This window comes from Lactococcus sp. bn62, from assembly GCF_029492705.2.
GTDB lineage: Bacteria > Bacillota > Bacilli > Lactobacillales > Streptococcaceae > Lactococcus > Lactococcus petauri.
In genome coordinates this window covers 246407-272652 of the sequence record NZ_CP120417.1, presented here as the reverse complement: position 1 = coordinate 272652, position 26246 = coordinate 246407, and the positions used below count along the sequence as shown (strand labels likewise).

The window sequence follows — 26246 nt, the reverse complement described above, 5'->3', positions numbered from 1 at the left end:
TAGTTACATAACAATTATATAAAATTAATATTGAAAATAAAAAAGATATGTGAGGGTTATGAAAAAAAAAAAAATGAGAGCCTTTGTTGGCTCTCATAAATTTGCGTTTTTGTTTTTGGATACTTCCCTATGAGTTGGGAATATTCTCTCTGCCACAGTTGTAGCTACTCTTATTGACTTTATTTACGCGTTTTGATATACTAAAATAAAAGCTGAGAGCTATTGCCGTAGCTCCCAGCGTAAGTCTTGGAACTCTTGTCTTTAACGTCTCCTGCGAGACGTTTTTTTAATTCTATCAGCTATTGATGAGTCAATTTTGAAACGACCCCAAGCCCTAAGAACTATCGATATCGCAAGAGCAACATAGATAACAAGCATCCCATGCTTTCCTTTCCCTCATAGTGTTAACCTCCCATGTCTTGGATTGTGTGAAGGGCACGCTATTTGTTCCAGTTAAACAGACTTACAAGACAAGCGAGGGATCAATCTCACTTGGCTATGACATTATTATAACATTGTCATGACATATCCTCAAATACTGCTTTACTTTTCCTTTTTTCATATTCGTTCTAAAAAAAAAACGCTCAAGACAGCTATTCAAATGCCGTTTTGAGCGTTTTTTCTATTTATTTATCGCCGCGATTACGCATTACGAAGCCAGCTTGTTTTTCGCTACCTTGTGTTTTTGGTTTACGGTCTTTTTTGTAGTAGTCCCGTTTTTTATCGTCACGATCACGCCAGTTGCGTTTCTTGTCGTCGCGGTCACGGTCGCCGCCTTTGCCACGGTAACCGCCCTTGCCATCACGATCGCCACCACGGCCACCGCGGTTGTTGTTACGATCACGTCCATAACGGCCGCCACCTTTGTTGCCGCCTTTACCTTTGCCCTTGAAGCCTTTGCCTTCACCATTAAATGGCAATGGGCGTTCTGCTGTGATTTGGACTTCTGGCATTGTGTCAGGGTCTTTCACACGGCTTTGGATAAGCATAGCAACCAATTCTTTGACATCGTATTCTGCCATGAGTTGTTCTGCATCAGCATCAAATTTTGTCAACTTGCCTTTAAGGCTACCGTCTTGGAGGTCACGTTTGATTTCATCCATGGCAACAGAAAGACTGGCTTGATAAGCATCTTCTTTTGTTGGTGGACGCATGCCCTTCATTTCTTTCTTGGTCAATTTTTCAATGGCACGGAGATAACCCATTTCATTGTAACTAACAAAGGTTACAGAACGACCTGACTTACCGGCACGACCTGTACGACCGATACGGTGAACATAGCTTTCTTGGTCTTGGGTAATGTCGTAGTTGTAAACGTGGGTTACACCTGAGATGTCAAGTCCACGGGCTGCAACGTCAGTAGCAACCAAGATATCCAAGTGGCCACCTTTGAAATCGCGTAAAACGCGTAAACGTTTGTTTTGGTCCAAGTCACCGTGAATACCTTCAGCACGATAACCACGTAATTTCAAACCACGTGTGATTTCATCCACACGACGTTTTGTACGTCCAAAGACAATAGCGAGTTCTGGACGTTCCACATCAAGCAAGCGTGTCAAAACATCGAATTTTTCAAATTCTTTTGTTTTGATAAAGTATTGATCAATACGGTCAGCTGTCATTTCTTTAGCTGCAACTTTGATATGCTCTGGGTTTTTCATGAATTTGACACCGATTTTTTTGATGTCATTTGGCATAGTTGCTGAGAAGAGTAAAGTTTGACGTTCTGCTGGTGTTTTACCAATGATGAATTCAATATCATCAAGGAAACCCATATTAAGCATTTCATCTGCTTCATCAAGAATCAATGTTTCAAGGTGTGAAAGGTCAAGTGCTTTACGTTTAAGCAAGTCAACCATACGTCCCGGTGTGCCGACAACGATATGGGCACCTGAACGCAAAGCTTTGATTTGTTTTTCGATGCTTGAACCACCAAAAACAGTGCGGACTTTAAGCCCTTTAGATTTACCAAAACGGAAAAGTTCTTCTTGTCCTTGAACTGCAAGTTCACGTGTTGGGGCGATTACAAGAGCTTGAATCGCTTTATTTTCTGGATTAATTTTTTCGATTGTTGGAAGGCCAAAAGCGGCTGTTTTACCAGTACCTGTTTGAGCTTGTCCAAGAACGTCACGTCCTGAGAGCGCGAGTTGAATCGTTTGCTCTTGGATTGGCGTTGGTTGCTCATAACCGATAGCTGTAAGCGTCTCGACAATGCCTTCTGAAAGGCCGAGTTCGTTGAATTTCAATTGTTTCACCTATAATTTTCTAAATTTGCCACTGGCAAATATGACGACCAAGCTCGAAAGCTCAGTTACAGGCGAAAAAATCTTTGTCTTAACTCGCCTGAATATATAACTTGACTATTATATCATACTTTTAAAGATGTAAATGCTTACCTTTTTTATTTTTTTTAAAATTTTTTTTAGCATCAAAAGAACCAATAAAAAAGCACTCCTTGAAGCACTTTTTATTTTTCCAATTTGAAGAAAGGAGAATCTTCTTTCAAATAATGTTTACCAGAGGTTAAGTCATATTGTACCAACTTCAAATCTTCCATACGTTTGCTTTGCTCTTCTGTCAAGGTTACTGTTGAAGATAGAGGCGAGTTATAGGCTGCCGGAACTTCCCACATCACATCTGACAAGAGAGCATAGTAAGGTGAAACTTTGGAGCCTGTTGCTTCAAATAAAGCTGGCGTAAAGGTTGCTGAACTTAAGTCCACTTGTTTATTGGTAGTGTTTCCTTTGTTAGTCCAGATAAAGTAATCTGTCTTATAAGCATTTAGTGGATCCTCTTTGAAGCCAGCATAGTCAGAAGGAAAGACATTTGACAAGTGGTCGCCATAGAAAACCAGAGTAATTTTTTTATCAATCTTCTCAAGTTCTGTCAAGAATTCTTTGGTTGCATTATCTGTATCAGAAATCTTACGAACATAATTCTCCAGAAGTTTATTTTGCGCTTCGGAATAACCTTCGCCTGAAGCTGTGATAGTAGAGGAGCCAGAATAGCTCGTATATGGCATATGGTTTTGCATGGTCAAAACACTAAAGAATTGTGATTTAGAGGGATCAATTTTCTCTAAAACATCTCTATAAGTTTGAGCATCTGAAACCTTGCCATCGAGTGTTTCTTGGTTAGTTAATAAATCAGCTTTGTCTGTGCCCGAGAGCGCATAGAAATGATCGAAACCAAGTTTACTATAGATTGAATTACGATTATAATTGGTTGCATTTTCTGGATGAAGCGCAATCTTATTTGGGAAGTAATTCGAAATAGAAGGAATAAACGGCATACTTGGAAAAACATCAGAATTAATCGTAGAAATATTACTTGAAAAATTAACTTTCGGAAGTCCACTTAAAGTTTGTGCTTCCATATTGGCAGTTCCACCAGCAAATCCATTTGAATACATCAAACCACCGGTTGCATTTGCCTTAATTTCATCAATATTTTTCAACGGATTTTCTGATAAAGTTGCGCCTTGGACACGGTTGGGATTTGATAAGGATTCACTTAAAAGATAAATAACCGTTTGATCCGTGATGTGCGAGGAGCGATTTTTGTTGATTTTCTCCGCTTCATCGCTATACTTTTCAACAATCTCTTGTATTTTGGCTTGACTGTAACCTTCTGGCTCATCCATCGCTTTACCAAATATTTGCTTCACCCAAACATAGGAAAGGGACTTGGCACGCGCAATATTTGGTGAGCCTTTCCATAAAATATCTCCATTTGAAACTTTAATATATTGTGTTAATACCGGCACATTTATCTGTTTATCTGGCGAAGTAAAATTTCGGAAGTTTTGAACCAAAGGGAAAGCAAGAACGATAAGAATAACCGCTGTCAATCCTCTTTCTTTCCAAGACATTATCTTACCCTTGAAAAATTTTCGGCTTAATAAAATGACAAGAGCTGCAAGAACTAAAAGTATTGCCGCAGCTACAGCTACCAATTTTAAATCAACGAAAGAGAGCAAAGACTTAAGATTCATTAACCATGAAAGTTCTGAAACATAGACAGGTTCTTGTCGTTCAGAAAATTTTATTGCATTTCCGACAGTGAAACTTCCAAAGATAAGGATAATAACTGCTGTAGCAATCATGTAACGATTAAGTAGTAAATAGATAGCCATAAAAATCAAAGTTAAAACTAAGATTTGGAAGAGGCTCATCCCTGCAACAACGTAACCATAGAACATAGGTCCTGATTCAACTTTCATTGATGCTTGGATAAAATAGTTGAATACCATAGCCAAAAGTAAACTGCTTGTCAAAGCCAATGAAAAGTTCACTTTGTTGGCTTTAAACGCTTGAATCCCTTTAACAATAAAATAGCTTAGAATACAAATACCAATAAAGGCAAAAAGAAAATTTCCGAAAAGACGTAAAAAGTCATCACGTCCTACGATATTATTTGCGACATAAACCAAGCGTAGATTCCCTGCAGAATTTACTGGTCCGAAGCCTGTGTTCCAAACTAAGCGTCGTGTCATATTATCAAGAAAAGCCACACTCGTCAGTAAAGCCATATAAAAATGCTCGACTTTAATATCTGCCGCAATATTGGAGACTTTTTGTAATTTCTTACTGTCAGGTATATGTGTGACCAGTCCGATAGCTAAAAGAATCACAAAAGCTAATGGAAAGTACCGCTCGACAAGAAGATTCAAATTTAAGGAAATATAATCTATGCTAAAAGCTGCATTATTTATATTCTCAACCAGAATCATCGAAAGATGAAAAAGATAATACGCAATTAAAATACAAGGAACGGCAAGAATCTTTTTCCAGTCCAATAGCTTGTTTTTTCTCCTCGAACGTCTCGTGACTTGCATCATCCAGATATCTTTATTCTTTACAAAAACAAGCGCCAGATAAGCAAGACCGAAAAATCCAACAATACGATAGGCTAAAAGTAAAAAAGTAACTGGGGTTGAGTAAGTTACCTCCTCAGGTAAAACATTAGCAAAGTTTACACTGGATAAGCCTATAAATAAGAAAATTATCGAAATTATTTGCAATATTCTGTTCTTTTTTATTATATTACTATACTTTTGCATAAGTTTCATTATAGCATATTAAACAACTTAAAAACCACTGATATACAAGCCTTTTTCTTATAAAAAGACTAACACTGAACTTTCTCCTCTGATATAATTTTGGGAAATACTCATCTTTAAAATAAAAAAAGTCCATTAGGGACTTTTCAAGTAATTTGTCAGAATATTAAACAGAAAATTGCTCCATCAACTCCACATCAGGGTATTTATCTTTAAACCATCGCATGGCAAAGTCATTTTCAAAAAGGAAGAGTGGATGATCGAAGCGATCTCGTGCTAAGATATTACGGCTTGACGACATTTTTTCATCTAAATCTTCGGGTTTAATCCAGCGGACTGTTTTGCTGCCCATTGGTGTCATGATAATTTCTGAATTGTACTCATTCTCCATCCGGTGTTTGAAAACTTCAAATTGCAGTTGACCAACCGCACCAAGCATGATTTCCCCTGTCGTATAGGTTTTGTAGAGCTGTATCGCCCCTTCTTGCACCAACTGCTCAATCCCTTTTTGGAATGATTTTTGCTTCATGACATTTTTAGCAGTCACGCGCATAAAGAGTTCTGGTGTAAAAGTTGGTAGTGGTTCAAAAGGTGTTTTAAGTTTACCTGTGGTCAGCGTGTCACCAACCTGGTAAGTTCCTGTATCGTAAACCCCAATGATGTCACCTGCTACCGCATTTTCGACATTTTCACGAGATTCTGCCATAAACTGAGTCACATTTGAAAGTTTGACTTGTTTCCCTGTCCGAAGGAGTTTTACGCCCATTCCTCGCTCAAATTCACCCGACACAATCCGCACAAAGGCAATACGGTCGCGGTGACGAATATCCATGTTGGCTTGAATCTTAAAGACAAAACCAGAGAATTCTTCACGTAATGGATCGATAATTTCATCCTCAACAGTCTTATGTCCATTTGGCTCTGGCGCATAAGTTAAGAAAGTATCCAAGAAGGTTTCGACCCCAAAGTCTGTCAAGGCCGAACCAAAGAAGACAGGTGTCAACTGACCAGCAAGCACTTCTTTTTCGTCAAATTCATTCCCGGCATCAAGTAAGAGCTCGGCATCTTCCATAGCTTGCGCATAGAAAGGATTACTTGTCAGTGGATGGCTGGCATCAATTTCACCATTTTCCCCAAACTCAATGAAGCGCTCGCCATTTTCAGGTTGATAAACTTCGATACGTTTGTTATAAAAGTCATAGAGCCCTTGGAAGTTTTTCCCCATACCGATTGGCCAGTTCATAGGCACAGAAGCGATACCCAAAATATCTTCTAATTCGCTCAGTAAGTCTAGCGGTTCACGACCATCACGGTCCAATTTATTAATAAAGGTAAATACAGGAATGCCACGGCGTTTTACAACTTGGAAAAGTTTTTTGGTTTGGGCCTCGATACCTTTGGCGCTATCAATAACCATGACCGCAGCATCAACGGCCATCAAAGTACGGTAGGTATCCTCAGAGAAGTCCTCGTGCCCTGGTGTATCCAAGATATTCACGCGCTTGCCAGCATAATCAAACTGCATAACTGATGAAGTCACGGAAATTCCACGTTCTTTTTCAATGTCCATCCAGTCCGATTTTGCAAAATTTCCTGTTTTACGTGCTTTGACCGTTCCGGCCTCACGGATTGCTCCACCAAACTTAAGGAGTTGTTCTGTTATTGTTGTTTTACCAGCATCCGGGTGACTGATGATGGCAAAGGTACGGCGTTTTTTTATTTCTTCTGCTCTATTCATTTTTTAACCTATTCTTATCAAAATATATGCCTTATTATTATAGCAAAAAAACAGGGAAACTGTTCTTTATCAATTGCTATACGGCTTTTAGGAGGTTTGTTATCTCTTTAATTCATTAAAAGGGCCACAATAATTCCTAAAATTGCTCCACCCAAGACTTGAAAAGGTGTATGACCTAGAAGTTCTTTCAAGGCTTTTTCTGCATTTATCTTAGGGTTTTCGATTGTTTTGATAATGATATTTAAAATATAAGCATGTGTCCCTGCTTGACGCCTTATTCCTTGCGCATCATACATCACGACGAATGCAAAAACAGTAGCAACAGCAAATACAGCGGAGTCAAAACCTTGCGAAAGACCTGTCGCTGTTGTCATAGAAACCACTAAAGCACTGTGCGAGCTCGGCATACCGCCTGTCGCAAAAAGCAATCGCCAATCCAGTTTACGGTAGCGAAAGATATCGACAATAATTTTGATGATTTGTGCAGCAAACCATCCCACGATGGCCGTGATTAAAATTTGGTTACTTATAATTTCAGTAAAAAAGTTCATCATCCTTCCTCTTTCCTCTTTCATTTATAAAAATACTGTGAATTACCTTAACTTCATTTTATACCATTTAAGGTAAATTCAATAATAAAATAGTCCCCAGATGCTTTTCTGGGGTTGATAAAAAAACTACACCTTTCAAGGTGCAGTTATTTTTATACCATTGCAATTTTTCTGTATTCTTCGGCTTCTTCTTCTGTCGAAAGAACAAAGTGTCCTGGCGTAATCTCACGCAATTCACGAAGCTGACCATCCAACTCTGTTGTTGGATCATAAGCTTGTGGGACACGGCTACGCTCTGAGATAGGATCCGGCGCAGGAATGGCACTCAACAAAGATTGCGTATAAGGGTGTAAAGCATTATTGTAAACCTGATCAGATGTTCCGATTTCCAGAATTTTACCCCAGTGCATCACTCCGATTCGGTCAGAGATGTATTTTACCATAGATAAATCATGGGCGATGAACAGATAAGTCAAGCCTTCTTTTTCCTGAATATCACGCATCAAGTTAACAACCTGTGCCTGAATAGAGACATCCAAAGCTGAGATTGGCTCATCAGCCACGATAAATTTAGGATTTACCGCTAAGGCACGGGCGATACCGATACGTTGACGTTGACCACCTGAAAACTCATGAGGATAACGTGTCATGTGGTCTTGGTTAAGACCAACGAGTTTAAGAAGTTCTTTGACCTTTTCTGTACGGTCTTCGTTATTCTTAGCCAACCCATTGACATCAATACCTTCAGCAATAATGTCTTTGACCCGCATTCTGCCATTCAATGAGGCTTGGGGGTCTTGGAAAATCATTTGTACTTTTTCACGGAATTTTTTCAACTCAGCACCTTTAATCTTGCTGACATCATTGCCATTAAAGTGGATTTCTCCTTTATTGATGTCGTAAAGCTTCATGATTGCACGGCCGATTGTTGTTTTACCTGAACCAGATTCACCTACAAGGCCAAAGGTTTCTCCCTCATAGATATGAAAGGAAACGTCATTAATGGCTTTATTAACATTCTTTTTTCCTTTGTTGAAAACCAGGTCAACACCTTTGAATTCGACAAGTTTTTTTCTTTCTTCAGTCATTATTCAGCATTTCCCTTCATTTTCATTTTTTCCCAACGGGTCCAGCGTTGTTGGATATTTTCAGATGGCAGAACTTTTGGTGAGCGTTCATCTAAGAGCCATGATTTTACTTGATGTGTTGGTGACACTTCAAAATAAGGTGGTTCTTCTTCAAAGTCGATTTCGAGAGCGTGTTGGTTACGCAAGGCAAAAGCATCGCCTTTAGGGGGATTGAGTAAGTCTGGAGGTGTCCCTGGAATGGAAACCAAACGTTCAACATCAGTATCCACCGTTGGCATAGAATCGAGAAGTCCCCATGTATAAGGATGTTGTGGATTATAGAAGATTTCTTCTACTGTTCCATACTCCACAATCTCGCCTGCATACATCACGGCCACACGATCAGCAAAACCAGCCACTACACCCAAATCATGGGTGATAAAGATAATTGATGATTCGATACGCTGTTGAAGCTCTGACATCATTTGCATGATTTGCGCTTGAATAGTAACGTCCAAAGCTGTCGTTGGTTCATCTGCGATAAGAATTTCTGGATCAGCTGCAAGCGCGATGGCAATAACTGCACGTTGGCGCATCCCTCCCGACCATTGGTGTGGATAGTCATTAATGTGCTGCTCACTTTGGGGAATCCCTACAGCCTTCATCAATTCCAAAGCTTTTACTAAAGCTTCTTTCTTCTTCATTCCTCTGTGCTTGATCAATGGCTCAGCAATTTGGTTACCAATACGCATGGTTGGATCAAGCGAAGTCATCGGATCTTGGAAAATCATCGAGATTTCATTACCGCGAATCTTTTGCCAATCTTCTTCTTTGATGTCTAAGAGATTACGCCCTTTAAAGAGAATCTCTCCTTGAGGGATTTCGGCATTTGCTGCATTGAGGCCCATAAGCGTTTTCGTAGTGACAGATTTACCAGAACCTGATTCACCAACGATAGCTAAGGTTTCCCCTTTTTTCAAATCAAACGAAACATCACGGATGGCTTTGACCTTCCCAGCATATGTTTTGAAATGAACATGCAGATTTTTTACTTCAAGTACTTTTTCTTCTTTTTCAGTCATTTTACTTCCTCATTTCTTAGTCTTGGCCTGATTTTGGATCGAAAGCGTCACGTAAGCCGTAACCAAAGAGGAAGAAGGCGAGTGACAGGAGAGACAAGACTACTGCAGGTACTGCAACTTGGAATGGATAGAATTGCAAGCTTTGAATACCATCTGAAATCAATGAACCTAGCGATGCTGTTGGTGGTTTAACCCCCAAGTTAATCGCCGAAAGAACCGCTTCAAAGAAAATTACCGATGGAATATCAAACATAATTTGTACGATAATAACACCTAACATGTTTGGAATAAGGTGTTTAACCATGATTTTGAACGGGCTGGCACCTAAGGTCTTCGCAGCAAGAACAAACTCACGTTCCTTAAGAGACAGGGTCATATTCCTTACCTGCCGGGCGATACCTGTCCAGATAAAGAGACCAATAGCAAGGACGATTGAAACAATACCTTGCCCAAGTAGGAGACCAAACATGGTTACAATAACCAAACTTGGAATAGAGCTGATAATCTCAATGATACGTTGCATGACCGTGTCCACTTTTCCGCCAATCCAACCGGAGATTAAACCATAAGTAATCCCGATCAGTACGTCAAAGACGATAGAGGCAAAAGCGATAATCAAGGAAATACGCAAACCAACGATTGTACGTTTAGCAATCGAACGTCCTAAAGAGTCTGTACCAAAGATAAAAGATTCACCTTCTGGGACATTTTGTACTTGGTACAGGTCTTCTGCGATTGTGCTTCCTGGTGCTGCAAAATTACCGTTCCAACCAGGAATATTTACATTTCCTAGCTTAGGGGGTAAGTTTTTATAGGTTTGAACCGCATTCGGATCAAAGTTATTGGCTGCTGATTGTGGGACAAAAAATGTTGAAACCACAGAGAACAACAGAGTGAAGATAACGACAACCATCGCTACCATTGCTACTTTATTTTTCTTAAAACGTCGCCATGCATCTTGCCAAAAAGTGAGGGCAGGTTTTGCGATCATTTCACTCGCTTCAAAATCACGGTTTGTTACAAGTTTAAATTTGCTGTTAATATTTTCCATTTTCTCCCCTCCTTTCTAGTCCAAACGTACACGTGGATCAACAAATGCTGTAATAATATCGGTGATCAAAATCATCGCCATCAACATTACGGCATAGACAACTGTAGTACCCATGATGACAGGGAAGTCCTTTGAAGGAATCGACTGTACAAACTGTTGACCGATACCAGGAATCGAGAAAATTGACTCGATAAGGACAGAACCTGTCAAGAGCCCGGCACTCATTGGGCCAATAAGTGTCAGCATTGGAATCAATGAGTTACGGATCGCATGTTTCCATAAGACTTCACGATCAGATAAACCTTTGGCACGTGCCAGGAGGATATAGTCTGATGAAAGCGACTCAATCATCTGTGCACGGACAAAACTCATGACCTGTGACATTGGAGCAAAGGAGAGCGCAAGCGACGGTAAGATAGTCTGCGCAAACGTTCCCCAGCCTGATACTGGAAGAAGTTCCCAAGTGTAACCAAAGTAAAGGAGGAGTAAAGTACCTACGATGAAGGAAGGTACTGAGAAGAAGACTGTAGAAATGATACTCAAAAGTCCATCGACCCATGTATTTTTAAAGCGGGCAGCAACAACACCAAAGAATGTTCCGACAACGACACCGATAATCAAGGCTTGGAAACCAAGTTGTGCTGAAACCGGAAGACGTTGTGCGATCATTGTGCTTACAGGTTGGTTGGCAAAGGTAAATGATGTACCGAAGTTACCCGTGAAAGCATTTTGGAGATAAATGAAGTACTGCACAATAAGAGGTTTATCTAAACCATATGCAACATTTAGTTGTTGAATTTGCTCTGGGGTTAATTTGGGGTTATTAAAGGGTGTTCCTGGCATTACCTGCATCAGGAAGAAAGTCGCTGTAATAACCACAAATAATGTTAAGAGCATCAATAAGATACGTTTTACAAGATATTTAGCTAACATATAAAAATTCCTTAATAAAAACACGAAAAGTAGGCCTCATAAGCCCTACTTATTCGTTTGATGTTAGTGCCTACTATTTTTCGATGTAAACACCTTTGAGATCGTAAGACAAACCTGTTGAGTTGAATTGCAAACCTTTAAGGTGTTGGTTACGGAGCGCTGGTGTTGCACGGTAATACAATGGGTTGATGCTTGATTCATTAAAGAGTGCTGCTTCAGCATCTTTATATGCTGCATCACGTGCTTTGTCATCCAAGACTACTGGCAATGTTGATGCTTTTGTCCAAGCTGCTTGATATGCAGGATTTACAAATTTACCATCGTTATAACCTGAGCCATCTGCAAAGAGTTGCAAGAATGTTGATGGTTCAGCGTAGTCACCACCCCAGAGTGAAAGAACGATATCAAAGTTTTGGTTTTGTGAATCTTTCAAACGTTGTTGGAAAGGTACGATTTTTTGAGTAAGTGTCAAGCCTGGCAATGTTTTAGAAAGTGAAGCTTGCAAGAAGTCAGCGACTGATTTTGATACAGGTGCATCAGCATCGGTTGTGTACTGAATGTTCAGTGATGTAACACCAATTTCTTTCAGACCTTTTTCCCAAAGTTCTTTAGCTTTTGCAGCATCGAAGTTGTAATCTTGTTTTGCAAATTCAGCAAAGTCTTTACCATCTGCTGTGACAGACATACCTGCTGGTGTGAATGTTTGTGCTACTGTACCCGCTGGAATGAATTGATCAACGATACTCTTACGGTCAGTCGCAAGATTCAAAGCATCACGGATATTTTTATTTTGCAATGCTTTAGCGACTTCTGGGCTTGTTGTACCACCGCCTGATTGGTTATATTGAAGGTAAGCTGTAGTTGCTTCTTTCAAGACAACAAGATCTTTACCATCATTGTAACCTTTATTAGCATTGTATAAGTCCATCGTACCTAAGCTGGCTTGGTCCAATTTTCCTTGTTTGAAGAGTTGAACCGCTGTATTCGGGTTAGATTGAACAGTGTAATCAATTTCGTCTGATTTTACATTGTCTTTGTCATAGTAATCTGGGTTTTTCACAAGAGAATAACTGTTGTTTGTCCCTGTCCAACCAGCATCTTTTTTGAAGATGAATGGTCCAGAGTAAACGACTTTATCAGATGAAGTTCCATATTGTTTACCAAATTCTTCAACAGCTGATTTGTTTACAGGGTAGTAAACGCTGTTTGCCAAGAGGAATTTAAAGTATGGTGTTGGTTGTGTCAAAGTAATCACCAACTCGTGGTCGCCATTAGCTTTTACACCCAACTGATTGAGGTCTTTAATCTTACCTGTGTTAATTTCATTGGCGTTCTTGATGTTACCAAGCAAGTAAGCGTATTGTGAACCTGTTGCAGGGTTTACAGCACGTTGCCATGAATAAAGGAAGTCTTTTGCTGTCAATTCATCGCCGTTTGACCATTTCAAGTCATCACGCAAAGTGATGGTATATGTTAAGCCATCATCAGAGACTTTAATATCTGATGCCATCGCGTTTTGCGCCACACCTTTGTCATCTACACGTGTCAATCCTTCTTGGGTATTCCCGATGAAGAGGTTTGAGTAAGTGTCTGTAGCCAAGCCCGAATCCAATGTAGCAATATTTGTCGGAACGGAAAGTTGTGGGTTAGCTGTCTTAGAGCCACCTCCGCCATTTCCACATGCTGCCAAGAGCCCGACCGAAGCCAGGGCAAGTGTTCCTAATGATACTTTTTTCCAATTATCCATGTAACATCCTCTTTCTGTTTGACTTATCCGACAATTTGCATTTGTTTATTATTGTCTGAAAATTTATTATGTTCTCTATTATACTTAATTCAATCTGAATTGTAAAGACTTTTCTACATATTTTTTCTAAATTTTTGCCATTTAATTTTTTTATACGTCATTTCCGAACATTATCTGACAATTTCACAATATAATTTTGCTCTTAGCACAATACTTCTTTAGAAAAAGAAAAAAGCGAGGCTAATTCTCCTCGCGTATTATCATTCTATTCTGCTAATGCAGAAAGAATGATAATAAAAAAGCACTTGCGTGCTTAGTTTTGTAACTCTTCAACGATTGTTCCTAATTTCATGCTGTTAGATCCTTTGAGTAAAAGTTGATCTTGAGGTTGAAGCGTGTTTTGGAGTGTCTCCGTCAATTGGTTAAGGTCGGTAAAGTACGATACTTTATCTTCTGGTAATTCTGCTAGCAAATATTTCATCAAGTCACCATAGAGATAAACGTGATCCATTTTCGAGAAATCAATTGCTGCGGCAATTCCTGCGTGAAGTTCTGGAGCTTGATCACCTAGTTCGAGCATATCAGCAAGAACAGTGAGTTTCCGTCCACTTTCATTTTTAGGTATGGCTTGGAAGGTTTCCAAGATAAGCTTCATGGCCGTTGGGTTAGCATTGTAAACATCACTAAGAATATCTGCGCCATTACTTGCCTTCTTCCACTCTGTACGGTTACGTGTCAAGGCAACATGAGACAGGGCGTGCTTGATTTTGGTCTCATCAATGTCAAGCAGCTTACCCACATAAGCCGCAAGCATTGCGTTAGTTGCATTAAATTTACCCGGCACCGGAATTGTAATTTCTTCGTCTAAGAAGTTTGTTGTGAAACTGAGTTGATCCTTGTGTTCGATAAGCTGTGTAACAAAAATATCCTCATCTGGTCCAAAACGGGTAATTTTTGTGTCTGCTGGTAAATACTTATTAATAATCTTATCTGCAGGCACAATAAGTTCACCATCTGGGCGCAAGCCCGCTTTAATTCCAAGCTTTCCTTCAGCAATTTTATCGCGTGTACCGAAAAATTCCAAATGTGATTCACCAATAAGCGTAACAAGAGCAATTTTAGGCTTAGCTATTTTAGATAGAAGGTCAATATCCCCCAGACGATCCATGCCCATCTCCAATACGATTTTTTCAGTATCGTCAGGCATATGAAGAATGGTATAAGGCATTCCAATTTCGTTATTATAATTGCCTTGTGTCTTATAGGTTTTATATTTTTCCGAAAGTACAGCCTGAATCATATCTTTGGTTGTGGTTTTCCCGTTTGATCCCGTCACAGCGATAACTTCTACTGCTATTTTTTCTAGATAATACTGGGCTAATTTTTGGAAAGCTTCTAGACAATCCTCAACACGTAAATGGGGCTCGGCTACTTCTTGTTCAGCGAATGTCGCAAGAGCACCTTGTGCAAAGGCTGTCTCAATAAATGCGTGACCATCTCTTGCACCTTTAAGTGGCAAGAAAAGATCACCTTCTTGGATTTTGCGGCTGTCAAACTCAATATTATGAATTTCTGTATCTGCCAGTTCTGACCAATTATTTGTTGCGCCGACAATGCGGGCTATTTCGTGTAGTGTTAGTTTCATGATGAGTTTATTATATCAAAAGTCCTTTCATAACGCACCGATTCGCCATGAAAATACAGCGTACGGTTGTCAACGGTAGCCTTATAACCTTCTATTCAAAAACAATTACTTTTTAATAATCATTTTTATGGCTTGACTTATTTTCTTCTCACGTTCTTTTTCATCGTCACCTTCTAATAGTAGAAGGCAGTTTTGTAAATTTTCAGCTACAATCAGACCGATCAAACTGTCTAAACTTGAACGTACTGCTTTAAGTTGTGTCACTACAGCATCACAATCTTTTTCTTCTTCTAGCATGCGCAACACGCCTTGCAGTTGACCATCAGCTCTTTTCAATCTATTTTTGGTCTTGCTGTCGTAAATTGTTCCCATGTGTATCTCCTCTTTCCTCTCATTATATAGGGCGCCTCATAATTTGTCAAAAAGAGTGTGCTCAGCCCATACACTTCTTGCGTATTATCATTCTAATCTGCTAAAGCAGAAAGAATAGCTAAGGGTTCACCACTCGCTTCGCTCCTTGCGTATTATCATTCTATTCTGCTAAAGCTGAAAGAATGATAATAAAAACTTCAGATTCGTGGCCTGAAGTTGTTCTATTTTTATAAGAGATGACTTTCACGAATTTCGAAGGCTTCTTGAGCCAGAGAAACAAGTTCTTCAATCAACTCACTGTATGAAAGTCCCATATTTTCCCAGAGCAATGGGTACATTGACCATTGTGTGAATCCTGGAATGGCATTAATTTCATTGAGATAGATATCTCCTTGTTCATCATAGAAAAAGTCACAACGTGAGAGTCCCCCACCATTCATTGCTTGATAAGCTTTCTCTGCATAGTTACGCATTTTCTGTGCGACTTCTGCTGGAATATCTGCAGGAATGGCCATTTCGATTTTATTATCGATGTATTTTGAACGGTAGTCATAAAAATCAACGTCTTTAACGACTTCGCCAGGCAGTGTCGAACGCACTTTGCCCCCATTTCCTAAAACAGCACATTCGATTTCTCGTGCATTAACCCCTTGTTCAATCACCACACGATTATCATATTTATAAGCTTCTGCAAGACCTTCTTCTAGCTCTTCTAAGCTGCTGACTTTAGAAATGCCAACGCTTGAACCCATATTGGCCGGTTTGACAAAAACAGGGAAAGTCAATTTCTCTTGAACTTCTGCATGAATTTTTTCTTGATTTTCATCAGCATATGCCGCAACATAAGGAACTTGCGGTACACCTACAGCACTAAATACATGCTTAGCTAAAAGTTTATCCATTGTACTGCTGGCCGATAAAATATTGGGACCAACATAAGCTAGACGCATAATTTCTAAGAAGCCTTGAATTGAGCCATCTTCGCCCATTGGCCCATGTAAAACAGGGAAAACCACTGCACCTTTTTCATAAATATCCGATGGTGCAACTTTTTGTTCTGACTTGACCGTCTCATTGGTCATTAATTTTTCATTTTCTGCGGGTGTTTCAGTGAATTCTTGTGTTTTAATAAAATCACCAGCTTGACTGATAAAGTAAGTCTTCACTCTAAACTTGTCATAGTTTACTGCACGCATTACGCTTTCAGCTGAAAGAACGGAAACTTCTCGTTCTGCACTTCGACCACCATATAATAAAATCAATGTTTCTTTTGACATAATTTTCTCCACTTAAATTTCCATACGATTTTCAACTGCTTTGGATAGGGTAACTTCATCCGCATACTCAATATCTGAGCCAACTGCAAGGCCACGCGCTAAGCGGGTCACTTTGATTCCAGCGGGTTTAATCATCCGTGAAAGATACATCGCCGTTGCTTCACCATCAGATGTTGCATTTGTCGCGAGAATAACTTCTTCTACTTCACTGTCTCCCATGAGACGAGTTAAGAGACTTTTCACGTTAATCTCATCCGGTCCGATACCATTCATTGGACTAATCGTTCCGTGCAAAACATGATACAGTCCTCTGTATTCGCGGATTTTCTCCATTGCTAAGACATCTTTACTTTCCTCTACAACCAATATGGTTGTGCGATCACGCAGAGGGTCTTCACAGATAGCACAGGGATCACTCTCTGTCAGATTACCGCAAACCGAGCAAAAACGTAAATCACGTTTTGCCGAAATAAGGTTTCGGGCAAATTCATTAACATCTTGATCATCCATACCAATCGTGTGAAAGGCTAGACGTGTTGCTGTTTTTTGCCCGATACCGGGCAGTTTGCTAAAGCTTTCTATAAGTTTAGCGATTGGTTCAGGATAATAGACCATGTGTTCCTTTCTTCTTTCTGTGTGATAAAGTCATAACTATTATACCACACCTTTCGCTCAGAGAATTATCCTCATATTCTGTGGAACTATTCTACCCTGTGAATGTGAGATATTGTGTATTATACCATAACTTAAATTTCTGTACATTTAAGCCTAATGTGCTTTCAAAGAGCAACAATGACTCTCAAAGCAGCAGCAGCTTAGCCTTTTTTTTGTTATAATAAATTTCAATCCTGATAATGATTTACTGAAAGAGGACTTTCCGATATGGTTGAACAATACACCCTACAATCTAGCGATGAGCAAACTGAACTACATCTGCTTTACTGGCCGCTGGAACATCCAAAGGCGGTAATCCAACTCATTCATGGTATGGCAGAAAACATTGAACGCTACCACGCTTTTGCCCTCTACCTCAATAGTTTGGGATTCGCAGTGGTCGGTCATGACCATTTAGGACATGGGCATTCTGTACAGCAGAAAGAGCCACTTTACGGTTACTTTGGTACCGCTGGTCCCCAGAATGTCCTCTCTGATATTTATAAAGTCAAAACTTGGACAAAGAAAAAGCTCCCCACACTGCCTTATTTCATGATGGGACACAGTATGGGTTCTTTTGCTTTGCGTAACGTTCTGCAAGATTATCCTGTTGATATTCAGGGGGTGATATTTATGGGAACGGGGACAAGTCCTCTCCATTTGAATTTCTTCCTGCCCTTCATTAAGAAAATAAGTCAAAAAAAACCAAAAGTTGTCGCTCCTTTGATAGATAAGCTTGCTTTTGGTAGCTATAGCAAAAAATTCCCTGAAAAAGGGAATTTTAACTGGCTTTCAAAAAATCAAAGTAATGTCTCTTCCTATGAAAATGATCCTCTACTTGGCTTTACGTTTACACGTAATGGTTTTGCGACACTTTTCTCACTAGTCCATAGGGCCAATCAAAAAAACTGGATGTATAATATGCCCGCGGACTTGCCAATTCTAATTATCAGCGGTGCGGCTGATCCGGTCGGCGACTGGGGTAAAGGACCGCAAAAAGTTTATAAGAAACTCCAAAAAGCAGGATTTAAACACCTCAAACTCCAGCTTTTTCCTGAATTACGTCATGAGATTCTCTTTGAGACAGAATATGAAGAGGTCTACCACACTATTGGCGATTGGTTAATGCGACATCTCCCACAATAGATTCTCTAGATTCTCTGATATGCTGCACAATTTCTAGCATAAGAGGGTCTTTTTCTTCTGCATAAGTAATGCTGGTAAAGCTCCGCTGATATTTGTTGCCTAAACTTTGATAAGGCATTCCTTCTGAAATAAAGCGTTTTGAAATTAAAGACACACCTAAGCCAGCTTGAATATGGGCAATAATCATGTCATTATTGTTCATTCTTACCAAGTAACGTGGTTTAAAGCTTTCTTCTTGGAGATATTTCTTGATGTAATGCCCTACACCTGAACCAATTTCTCTTGTAAAAAAAGTTTCGCTCTCTAAGTTACCGGCAAGAACTAATTCATCTTTAAACAGTGGAAAGGCTTCTACCTGCTCACTTGCCAAAGGTTTTTCGATAATGCCAAAATGCAAATCATGATTTTCAACCTTATTAAAAACTTTTTCTGAATCATACATAGATATTTTTAAATCAATCTGATCCAAGTAAGGAACAAGTTTAGGGTATAGCAAAGGCATAATTCCGATGGCTGCACTCTGTGATATCCCAATTTTAAAAGGTTTCTTGGCAAGTGTCGTCTGATTGAGTTCAGATTGTAAGTTTTCCCAGTCTTGAACATACTGGACTGCTTTCTTATACAGCAATTTTGCTGCTTCTGTAGGAATGACTTCGCGGTTCTTTCCGCGAATGAAAAGCGAATTGCCCACTTCTTCTTCTAATTTCTTTATCCTGACCGTCACTGTGGGTTGGGAAATAAACAAGTACTGCCCTGCTTTGGTAAAACTCCGCGTTTCATATATGGCGATGAAGGTTTCAAACAGTGAAAACATTATATCTCCTTTATTTTTTTATTACTTTTTTCTATTACTATAATTACAATAATTCATTTTACAAATTAAATCAAGTGTTTTATACTTAAAGCAGTGCTTGAACTGTTAGTTTCACTAAAGTTCATACTCAATAATCATGTAAATACTAGGAGTTCTCGATGAAACAAATGTTTTTAAATTTTTTGAAAAAAATCCCTATCCCTATTTGCGGTCTAATTTTAGGTATGGTCTCCTTGGGAAATCTACTTTATTCCAAAGGATTCACCTTTCTAGGAAATACTTTTGACCTTGTTGGTCTCTTTTTTATGTTTCTGATCATGTTGAAACTTATTTTTACGATGCGCCATCTGCTGGAAGCTCTTAAAGATCCTATCGTTGGCTCAGTTTCCCCAACTTTCACTATGGCTTGGATGGTCATTTGTGTCTTTCTCAATAGGATTTTCCCCCACTCAAGTCTGGTTTACTTCATTTGGCTGCTTGCTATCTTCCTACATTTTCTCTTGATGGCTTATTTTGTTGCTCTTCACATCTTGCCGCAAAAAGTCGGAATGGTCCATGTCTATCCGAGCTGGTTTATTACCTTTGTAGGCTTGGGTGTTATCCCCAATACAGCAACAGTATTTAATCTAGAAATCGGCCGTATCGTACTTTGGCCTGCGCTCCTCTTCTACTTTATATTGCTCCCGATTATTACACATCGTATCTTTATTTTCAAAAAAATGCATGAGTCGACGCTTCCACTCATCACCATCCTTACAGCTCCAGGTTCTCTCTGTTTAGCAGCCTACCTTACTGTGACAGAAAGCAAGTCAAATCTTTTTGTTTTCGGTTTATTCCTGCTTTCACAGTTGATTTATCTTGCAACTGTGGTCCTCGTTATTCCTTTGCTCCGTCTACCTTTTTACCCAAGCTACGCTGCCTTTACCTTCCCTTTGGTTATTTCTGCTACTGCAGTTCATCTTATGGCTCAAAGTTATCCGGCCTTCACAGCCTTACTTACTCCTCTCTCTGTGATAGAACTTGTAATTGCCTTCTTCGCAGTTACTTACGTTTTGATTCGTTATAGCTACTTTTTAGTCAAAAAAGCTTAAATTAAAACCAACTCTCATTGAGCTGGTTTTTTATTTTATTTAAAATGATACATAGAGTTATAGAGGTTAGTAATCTCACGTGTAATATTTTGACCAATCTTCGAGGTCACACCACCTTCTTTAACCGTAGTTTGCAGAACCATAACACCGATAGAAATTTGTGGGTTTTCGGTTGGTGCATAAGCGACAACATTGTTTACTGTTACGGGTACACTTGTGCCATCTGGGGCCACATATGTTACTTCGGCAGTACCTGTTTTAGCAGAAATAGAAACTTCAGCACCTTGTGAAGGGCGCATGTAGTAACCTGTAGCACCGATTTGCCCATTTACAAAGTCATTCCCGTGAACGACTTGATACATACCATTATGTAGGACATCCATGTTTTCTGGGGTGATATTTACTTTGTCCATGATTTTCGGCGTGATATTTTTAACAAGTTTACCCATTCCTCCTTCAGAGTTGGTTTCATAGATACCGTCCACAATATGCGGTGCTAAACGCTCACCATTATTTGCCAAGGTCATACCGTATGTTGCAAGTTGAAGTGGTGTATAGGTATCAAACTGACCGAAAGATTCCATGAGCAAGTCAGAAACTGTTATCTCATTTGCATCTCTAATGAAGCCTGGTATTTCTCCAGGAATATCAAATCCTGTTGTTGTTCCCATTCCATAGGAAGCAAAGGCTTCACGTAGCTTTTTGAAGGCAGCTACACGGTCTGTACCATCAACAGCCATGTTAGGAACGTAAGGTTGGCCTAGCAACTTGAGTGCTATTTGAACCATATATGTATTAGAAGAATATTCTAGGGCTTGGACAGCATTAATTGGAAGGATGCCATTGGTAAACCATGATTCGATCAAACTTGACCCTGCTATCTGGATAGGCATATCATTGAGAATTTGATTACCGGCAATAACATTGGCATTCCAGCCAGCTGTCAGCGTTGCTGGCTTAACTACCGAACCAGGAACAAAAGCATCTTGGAAGGTGCCGTTAGTGTTACTTTGCATTGCCCCTGTTGTTTCGTCGCGTTTAAGTCCCGACAAGGCTAAAACCGCGCCCGTCTTAGAGTCCAACACAACAGCATATGCGCCCTGCGAATAAGTCCCAAAACCATCCGCGATCATATTGTTCATTTCGGTTTCCAAAATCTTATCAACAGCATCTTGGAATTTCAAATCGATCGTAAGTTTGAGATTATCTCCCTTGCTCCCTTTTTGTTTCACTTCCGTTCCAGTGACATTGCCTTGCTTATCGGTCAATACGTTACTAATCGTATGTGTCCCTTGCAAGTACTTTTCATAGCCCTTTTCTAAAAAGGCAGTCCCGACACGGTCATTGCGTTGGAAACCTTCTTTAAGGTACTCGTCCAGCATATCTTCTGGGATACCTTGTTTCTGAGTCGTTACCGTACCTAATATAGGCTTAAGCGCTGTATCCGCATATTTGCGGTTCCAGCTGGTTCCTACAGAAATCCCCTGCAGTTCGCCCTCATGTTCTCCAATATAAGCCTGCTGTTCTGCTGTAAGATTACTTGTTGTAATAATCGTTGTATTAAAGATAGTTGTTGAATTCATTTCTTTAAAGAGCTTGACTGCAAACATTTGCTGCTCATTAAAGTTAATATCCGCCTCGGTTACCTTACTGAGTTGGACATTATAAATTTCAGAACCTGAAAGCGAATTCCCCTTCTCATCTGTTTTTTCTTCCTTGGTCAGACTTTTAGCAATTTTCTCCAAGTTGTTGGCATCAGCCAAAAAATAATCCTTTTTATCTCGCTCGGTAATTTGTTTAAAATCATTATCTAAAGTTAAGATGCCAGCAAGATGGTCCGCAATTTTACGCATATCATCTGCTGTCGTATTTTGCCCGCGCGTATACTCGATCGCTTCAACAGGTTCTGTTGTCGCTAAAGGAACACCTTTCGCGTCATAAATATTCCCACGAGGTGCGCCTTGAACGATTTGTAGCGAGCCTGCGCCCCCTGCTTGTTTACTTTCATAAAAGCTCTGATTCATGATTTGCATGTGGTACAGCTTACCAATCAAAACTAAAAAGAGAACCGTGATGACAAAAAAGAGAAGCTTAACGCGCCCAGATGCCAACATGGTTGGGTTTTTTAATAACTTACGTGTTTTATCTTTTTTTCCGTTTAATTCGTTTCGTGTTTTTCTTTTCTCAGACATGGAACCCTATCCTAATTTTAACTCGTCATATTTATACCTAAACATTTTACCACAATAAGCTGTATTTTACCTTACATTTTTTAAAGAAAAGAAAAAACCTGCTTGATGCAGGTCTTATCGTATTATTTATGCTTGTTTTGGTGCAAGGTAGTATTCCTTAACAAGGTTCAAATTATCATCAAATTCGAACACGAGTGGTGGGAAGTTAGGGATTTCAACATCCATGATTTCATCATCTGAAAGCTGTTTGATATGTTTTACCAATGCGCGGATTGAGTTACCGTGTGCACCAACGAATACGTTTTTACCGTCTTTCAATGCTGGAGCGATTTGATCTTCCCAGAATGGCAATGAACGTTCAAGTGTAACTTTGAGGTTTTCAGCATCAGGGATAAGGCTATCTTCAAGGTTAGCATAACGACGGTCAGCATGTGCTGAGTACTCATCATCACGTGGCATTGCTGGTGGCAATACATCATATGAACGACGCCAGATGTGAACTTGCTCATCACCGTGTTTTGCAGCAGCGTCAGCTTTGTTCAAGCCAGTCAAACCGCCGTAGTGACGTTCGTTCAAGCGCCAAGTTTTTACAACTGGTACCCAAAGTTGGTCAGAGTATTCAAGTGCATAGTTTGTAGTTTTGATCGCACGTTTCAATACAGAAGTGTACGCGATATCAAATTCGATACCTGCAGCTTTGATGAGTTTACCTGCATCAATTGCTTGTTGTGTTCCGTTTTCTGAAAGGTCCACGTCAGCCCAACCTGTGAAAAGGTTAGCCAAGTTCCATTCTGATTCACCGTGACGTGCAAAAACTAATTTTACCATTATGTGAGTTCTCCTATGTTAAATGTTTTACAAAATTTGTATACTGCTCTATTTTACACTAATTTTCATATTTTTTCTAGCCTAGACTCTAGGCTGGCTAAAACTTATAATTTTCAAAATAAACTTCTAAACTGCGCTTGTAAGACTTGGCTGCATCTGTTAAAAGTTGACCTTTTTGTTTAACCAAAATCAAGCTGTTTACATTATCTCCATCCATTGGAATAACCGTGACATTGTGTACACTTTCCTTATCAATAAATCCTAAACCTGTCGCATAAGCATCTGTACGCTCCAAGATACCATTTAAGGTTGCACGGTCGGTCACATTATAAATAAAAGTATTTTCAAAAGTTTCCACAAGGTCTTCCGAGTAGTAAAGAAATTGTTCATTTTCTTGAGTGAAGCGAACACGGTCTAAAGCTTTCAAATCACTGGTTTTGATGCTTTTCTTACGTGTCAAAGGATGATTTTTACGTAAATAAATATGTGTTTGTGAAATAAAAAGCTCTTCATAATCTAGCTCCAGCTTATCCAGCATACGGAGAATACCAGAACGATTATGCTTATTCAAGTACACAACACCAAGCTCGCTATGCCCTTGAGCCACTTCTTGTAAAATATTATAAGTCGTTGATTCAAAGACACGAAAATTCTTGATTTCAGGATTTTTCTTTGAAAATTCAACACCTACAGGAGCAAGAAAATCATAGTGCTGGCTTGCAACTGAAAAATGTCGTTCGGCTTCTTTCGGCTTTGCATATTTCGACTCAAAAGCTTCAAAGTCTCGTAAAATCGCTTGCGCTTGCTCATAGAAACGTTCACCTTCAATCGTCAAGCTGGCTCCTGTGTTTGTCCGTTCAAAAATTTGGAAATTAAGCTCTTGCTCCAAATCCTTCACCGCAATTGACATAGATGGCTGACTCACAAAGAGCTGCTCACTCGCCTCACGAAAGGTTCCACTGTTAGCGATAGCCACAACATAACGAAGCTGTTTGATGTTCATTTTTGCACTCCTTGATATTTCTTTAGCATTAATTAATAAATACTATTTCCGGGAACTCTTTTCACTCTCCCTTTTCGGTTTCCCACTAAGGGTGAAACCCGCCGCAACATTAAAAAAAGCCTATAGTTCAATTATACACTATTGACTAGGCTTTTTATTTTATTTTATGACTTAGTTTGCTCTTTTTTCGACATCTGCACGTTTCCAAAGGACACATTGATATTTTTCACACCAGAAGACATCTTCTTCTTTTTTCTTCACATGACTAAGCTGAAAAGTAAAGAGGTCGTCGACTTTAGTTCCCAGAATCTCTGCTAATTTAAAAGCTAGCAGAAGTTCGGGATCGTATTTATCATTTTCGATAGCATTGACGGTTTGTCGACTCACGTGAGCGATGCGCGCCAAATCTTCTTGAGAAAGTTTTTGAGCTTGTCTAAATTCACGAATTCTGTTTTCCATGCTTCCTCCTGATGATTTTGTTAAATCTGTGTTACTTTTACTATTTAATCATCTTTTGAGGCATTTTGCAATATTTTTTTCCCAAAAGTCACTGATTCCTAAGCGTTTTTCTCGTCTTTTACACAAACCAAACGATAAATGGCATCTGTGTAGATTTCAATAGCTTTATAAAGTTCTTCAAGCTTTATATGCTCATCTGTTTGGTGCATAGTAAATGCAGAATCAGGGAAAAGAGCCCCATAAGCTACACCTCGTTTCATTAATCGCCCATATGTTCCACCACCTACTGTTTGTGGTGGACTGTCATCACCCGTGTGTTCGCGATAAGTACTCAAAAGCACTTGCACTAACGGATCTTCTGGTGAAAGATAGTGCGGTTGGTAGTTAATAAGCGCACTAATGCTTACTTTCTGGATAAAAGCAGTCAAATGCTTACTAAGTCGTTCTTGGATATCTTGCTCTGTCAAACCTTTCGGGTGACGGATATTGAGTGCAATCTTATTTTCCTGTCCATCCTCTGCAAAGTGAAAGACAGAAGGATTGACCGACAGTTTACCCATGTCCTCATCTTCATAAGCAATTCCAATATTCTTTCCTTCAAAATCTTGGTGAAGCTTCTGACCAGCCACTTCTAGAAACTTTTGTGCATCTGCTCCAAAATCATATGCAGCAAGGAACTTGGCTAAATATGTTGCAGCATTTTCTCCAATTTCTGGTGTGGAACTGTGTGCTGATTTCCCTTTAATTTGTAAGGAAGTTTTTGCTCCTGTTTTCGCAAATCTTCCTTCCAACCTGTTCTTCTCCAGGTATTTTTCAAAATCGACTTTCAAGTCGAGAGGACTCGTAATCAAAGTCTTAGCCTCTTCTGGCACACAATTTTCTTGTATGCCACTCCTAAAATCATGGAGAATAAAGTCACCGTCATTTTTATGTCCAAAGTGCAGATACTCGGTAAGATTACTTTTTTCACCATTAACTACCGGAAAGCGTGCATCTGGTGAGAAGCCAAAATCTGGCAATTGTACTTTGGGAAGGTAATAAGCCATATCCTTCCATCCACTCTCTTCATCAGTTCCAATAATAAAGTTTACTTTTTTATAGAAAGGTACACCAGCCTCTTTCAAAATTTTCAAAGCATAATAGGTGGCCAGTGCAGGTCCTTTATTATCTAGAACACCGCGAGCATACAATCGTCCTTCTCTAAGTGTTGGTTCGTAAGGAGGATTTGTCCAGCCTTGACCTGCTGGAACAACATCAGCATGAACAAAAATCCCCAATGTTTCTTCTCCTTGACCATAATGTACTTCTCCAACATAATTCTCAAAATTTGCTGTTTTGAAACCATCTTTGTGGGCAATCTTTAGAAACTCCAGCATAGCAAGACTCGGTCCTGGACCAAAAGGAAATTCTCCGTTAGCCTCTTCATCATTTCGCTCAGAGTTTATTTTTAGTAACGCAATTAAGTCTTGCAAAAAGACCTCTTTACGTTTTTCTACTTCACTTTTAAAATCAATCGTCATGCACTGTCCCCCAG

The 26246-nt window shown here is 39.5% G+C and carries 21 protein-coding genes; 2 read left to right on the top strand and 19 right to left on the bottom strand.

Translation table 11 applies throughout. The features are described from left to right. Positions 1-626: 626 nt before the first annotated feature. The 13 genes from P3G65_RS01450 to recR all read right to left on the bottom strand — a co-directional run bounded on the left by P3G65_RS01450 (position 627) and on the right by recR (position 17140). Positions 627-2246 (bottom strand): DEAD/DEAH box helicase, encoded by a 1620-nt coding sequence (locus tag P3G65_RS01450; RefSeq protein ID WP_019291400.1) that lies wholly within the window; start codon positions 2244-2246, stop codon positions 627-629. 221 nt (positions 2247-2467) lie between these two features. Continuing rightward, positions 2468-5062, bottom strand: coding sequence for an LTA synthase family protein (locus tag P3G65_RS01445; RefSeq protein ID WP_238076356.1), 2595 nt, complete (start codon positions 5060-5062; stop codon positions 2468-2470). Between the two features lie 166 nt (positions 5063-5228). Further along, positions 5229-6800: a peptide chain release factor 3 gene (locus P3G65_RS01440; protein WP_003133826.1), complete on the bottom strand. Its 1572-nt coding sequence runs from the start codon at positions 6798-6800 to the stop codon at positions 5229-5231. 107 nt (positions 6801-6907) lie between these two features. Beyond that, entirely contained in the window at positions 6908-7351 is a 444-nt protein-coding gene (locus tag P3G65_RS01435) for a divergent PAP2 family protein (RefSeq protein ID WP_003133825.1), read from the bottom strand. A 152-nt stretch (positions 7352-7503) separates the two neighbouring features. Then, the gene (locus tag P3G65_RS01430; protein ID WP_003133824.1) at positions 7504-8439 is read right to left on the bottom strand and encodes an ABC transporter ATP-binding protein; all 936 of its coding nucleotides are present in this window, start codon (positions 8437-8439) and stop codon (positions 7504-7506) included. Then, positions 8439-9500, bottom strand: a complete 1062-nt coding sequence (locus tag P3G65_RS01425) for an ABC transporter ATP-binding protein (protein ID WP_003133822.1) — start codon at positions 9498-9500, stop codon at positions 8439-8441. The genes P3G65_RS01430 and P3G65_RS01425 overlap by 1 nt, the downstream gene beginning before the upstream one ends. A gap of 16 nt (positions 9501-9516) precedes the next feature. Then, positions 9517-10551 (bottom strand): ABC transporter permease, encoded by a 1035-nt coding sequence (locus tag P3G65_RS01420; RefSeq protein WP_003133820.1) that lies wholly within the window; start codon positions 10549-10551, stop codon positions 9517-9519. Positions 10552-10566: 15 nt separating this feature from the next. After that, the gene (locus tag P3G65_RS01415; RefSeq protein WP_003133819.1) at positions 10567-11484 is read right to left on the bottom strand and encodes an ABC transporter permease; all 918 of its coding nucleotides are present in this window, start codon (positions 11482-11484) and stop codon (positions 10567-10569) included. 73 nt (positions 11485-11557) lie between these two features. After that, a complete protein-coding gene (locus P3G65_RS01410) occupies positions 11558-13231 on the bottom strand; it encodes a peptide ABC transporter substrate-binding protein (RefSeq protein ID WP_019291402.1) in 1674 nt (557 codons plus the stop codon). Between the two features lie 313 nt (positions 13232-13544). Further along, on the bottom strand, positions 13545-14876 hold the full coding sequence (murF, locus tag P3G65_RS01405; RefSeq protein WP_019291403.1) for a UDP-N-acetylmuramoyl-tripeptide--D-alanyl-D-alanine ligase: 1332 nt from the start codon (positions 14874-14876) through the stop codon (positions 13545-13547). Positions 14877-14981: 105 nt separating this feature from the next. Next, complete coding sequence (locus P3G65_RS01400; protein ID WP_003133815.1) at positions 14982-15248, bottom strand: metal-sensitive transcriptional regulator; 267 nt, start codon at positions 15246-15248, stop codon at positions 14982-14984. A gap of 227 nt (positions 15249-15475) precedes the next feature. Next, positions 15476-16525 (bottom strand): D-alanine--D-alanine ligase, encoded by a 1050-nt coding sequence (locus P3G65_RS01395; protein WP_019291404.1) that lies wholly within the window; start codon positions 16523-16525, stop codon positions 15476-15478. Between the two features lie 12 nt (positions 16526-16537). Further along, a complete protein-coding gene (gene recR / locus P3G65_RS01390) occupies positions 16538-17140 on the bottom strand; it encodes a recombination mediator RecR (protein WP_017368792.1) in 603 nt (200 codons plus the stop codon). A 267-nt stretch (positions 17141-17407) separates the two neighbouring features. On the opposite strand from recR, the gene P3G65_RS01385 reads away from it, so the two are divergent. Further along, entirely contained in the window at positions 17408-18325 is a 918-nt protein-coding gene (locus P3G65_RS01385) for an alpha/beta fold hydrolase (RefSeq protein WP_019291405.1), read from the top strand. On the opposite strand, the gene P3G65_RS01380 is transcribed toward P3G65_RS01385, so the two are convergent. Continuing rightward, positions 18288-19139 (bottom strand): LysR family transcriptional regulator, encoded by an 852-nt coding sequence (locus P3G65_RS01380; RefSeq protein ID WP_019291406.1) that lies wholly within the window; start codon positions 19137-19139, stop codon positions 18288-18290. The two genes, P3G65_RS01385 and P3G65_RS01380, sit on opposite strands and share 38 nt — an antisense overlap. Positions 19140-19297: 158 nt before the next feature. Between P3G65_RS01380 and P3G65_RS01375 the strand changes: the two genes are divergently transcribed. Beyond that, positions 19298-20230 carry a TDT family transporter gene (locus tag P3G65_RS01375; protein WP_019291407.1) on the top strand — a complete coding sequence of 311 codons (933 nt, stop codon included), beginning with the start codon at positions 19298-19300 and terminating at the stop codon, positions 20228-20230. Between the two features lie 35 nt (positions 20231-20265). Here P3G65_RS01375 and P3G65_RS01370 read toward each other — a convergent pair whose 3' ends face one another. The 5 genes from P3G65_RS01370 to pepV all read right to left on the bottom strand — a co-directional run bounded on the left by P3G65_RS01370 (position 20266) and on the right by pepV (position 26232). Continuing rightward, on the bottom strand, positions 20266-22422 hold the full coding sequence (locus P3G65_RS01370; protein ID WP_284071237.1) for a penicillin-binding transpeptidase domain-containing protein: 2157 nt from the start codon (positions 22420-22422) through the stop codon (positions 20266-20268). Between the two features lie 126 nt (positions 22423-22548). Then, on the bottom strand, positions 22549-23250 hold the full coding sequence (locus tag P3G65_RS01365) for a phosphoglycerate mutase (protein WP_003133801.1): 702 nt from the start codon (positions 23248-23250) through the stop codon (positions 22549-22551). A gap of 97 nt (positions 23251-23347) precedes the next feature. Next, a complete protein-coding gene (locus tag P3G65_RS01360) occupies positions 23348-24253 on the bottom strand; it encodes a LysR family transcriptional regulator (protein ID WP_003133799.1) in 906 nt (301 codons plus the stop codon). A 171-nt stretch (positions 24254-24424) separates the two neighbouring features. Beyond that, positions 24425-24712, bottom strand: coding sequence for a helix-turn-helix transcriptional regulator (locus P3G65_RS01355; protein ID WP_003133798.1), 288 nt, complete (start codon positions 24710-24712; stop codon positions 24425-24427). Positions 24713-24810: 98 nt separating this feature from the next. Then, positions 24811-26232 carry a dipeptidase PepV gene (pepV, locus tag P3G65_RS01350; protein ID WP_019291409.1) on the bottom strand — a complete coding sequence of 474 codons (1422 nt, stop codon included), beginning with the start codon at positions 26230-26232 and terminating at the stop codon, positions 24811-24813. Between the last annotated feature and the right edge of the window lie 14 nt (positions 26233-26246).

Excerpts from the sequence above, each read along its gene's own strand:
- P3G65_RS01370 (WP_284071237.1), bottom strand. The coding sequence starts at position 22,422 with ATGTCTGAGAAAAGAAAAACACGAAACGAATTAAACGGAAAAAAAGAT.
- P3G65_RS01360 (WP_003133799.1), bottom strand. The coding sequence starts at position 24,253 with ATGAACATCAAACAGCTTCGTTATGTTGTGGCTATCGCTAACAGTGGA.
- P3G65_RS01425 (WP_003133822.1), bottom strand. The coding sequence starts at position 9,500 with ATGACTGAAAAAGAAGAAAAAGTACTTGAAGTAAAAAATCTGCATGTT.
- P3G65_RS01415 (WP_003133819.1), bottom strand. The coding sequence starts at position 11,484 with ATGTTAGCTAAATATCTTGTAAAACGTATCTTATTGATGCTCTTAACA.
- P3G65_RS01365 (WP_003133801.1), bottom strand. The coding sequence starts at position 23,250 with ATGGTAAAATTAGTTTTTGCACGTCACGGTGAATCAGAATGGAACTTG.
- P3G65_RS01440 (WP_003133826.1), bottom strand. The coding sequence starts at position 6,800 with ATGAATAGAGCAGAAGAAATAAAAAAACGCCGTACCTTTGCCATCATC.
- P3G65_RS01430 (WP_003133824.1), bottom strand. The coding sequence starts at position 8,439 with ATGACTGAAGAAAGAAAAAAACTTGTCGAATTCAAAGGTGTTGACCTG.
- recR (WP_017368792.1), bottom strand. The coding sequence starts at position 17,140 with ATGGTCTATTATCCTGAACCAATCGCTAAACTTATAGAAAGCTTTAGC.
- pepV (WP_019291409.1), bottom strand. The coding sequence starts at position 26,232 with ATGACGATTGATTTTAAAAGTGAAGTAGAAAAACGTAAAGAGGTCTTT.
- murF (WP_019291403.1), bottom strand. The coding sequence starts at position 14,876 with ATGAAACTAACACTACACGAAATAGCCCGCATTGTCGGCGCAACAAAT.
- P3G65_RS01355 (WP_003133798.1), bottom strand. The coding sequence starts at position 24,712 with ATGGAAAACAGAATTCGTGAATTTAGACAAGCTCAAAAACTTTCTCAA.
- P3G65_RS01445 (WP_238076356.1), bottom strand. The coding sequence starts at position 5,062 with ATGCAAAAGTATAGTAATATAATAAAAAAGAACAGAATATTGCAAATA.
- P3G65_RS01435 (WP_003133825.1), bottom strand. The coding sequence starts at position 7,351 with ATGAACTTTTTTACTGAAATTATAAGTAACCAAATTTTAATCACGGCC.
- P3G65_RS01385 (WP_019291405.1), top strand. The coding sequence starts at position 17,408 with ATGGTTGAACAATACACCCTACAATCTAGCGATGAGCAAACTGAACTA.
- P3G65_RS01375 (WP_019291407.1), top strand. The coding sequence starts at position 19,298 with ATGAAACAAATGTTTTTAAATTTTTTGAAAAAAATCCCTATCCCTATT.
- P3G65_RS01395 (WP_019291404.1), bottom strand. The coding sequence starts at position 16,525 with ATGTCAAAAGAAACATTGATTTTATTATATGGTGGTCGAAGTGCAGAA.
- P3G65_RS01410 (WP_019291402.1), bottom strand. The coding sequence starts at position 13,231 with ATGGATAATTGGAAAAAAGTATCATTAGGAACACTTGCCCTGGCTTCG.
- P3G65_RS01420 (WP_003133820.1), bottom strand. The coding sequence starts at position 10,551 with ATGGAAAATATTAACAGCAAATTTAAACTTGTAACAAACCGTGATTTT.
- P3G65_RS01380 (WP_019291406.1), bottom strand. The coding sequence starts at position 19,139 with ATGTTTTCACTGTTTGAAACCTTCATCGCCATATATGAAACGCGGAGT.
- P3G65_RS01400 (WP_003133815.1), bottom strand. The coding sequence starts at position 15,248 with ATGGGAACAATTTACGACAGCAAGACCAAAAATAGATTGAAAAGAGCT.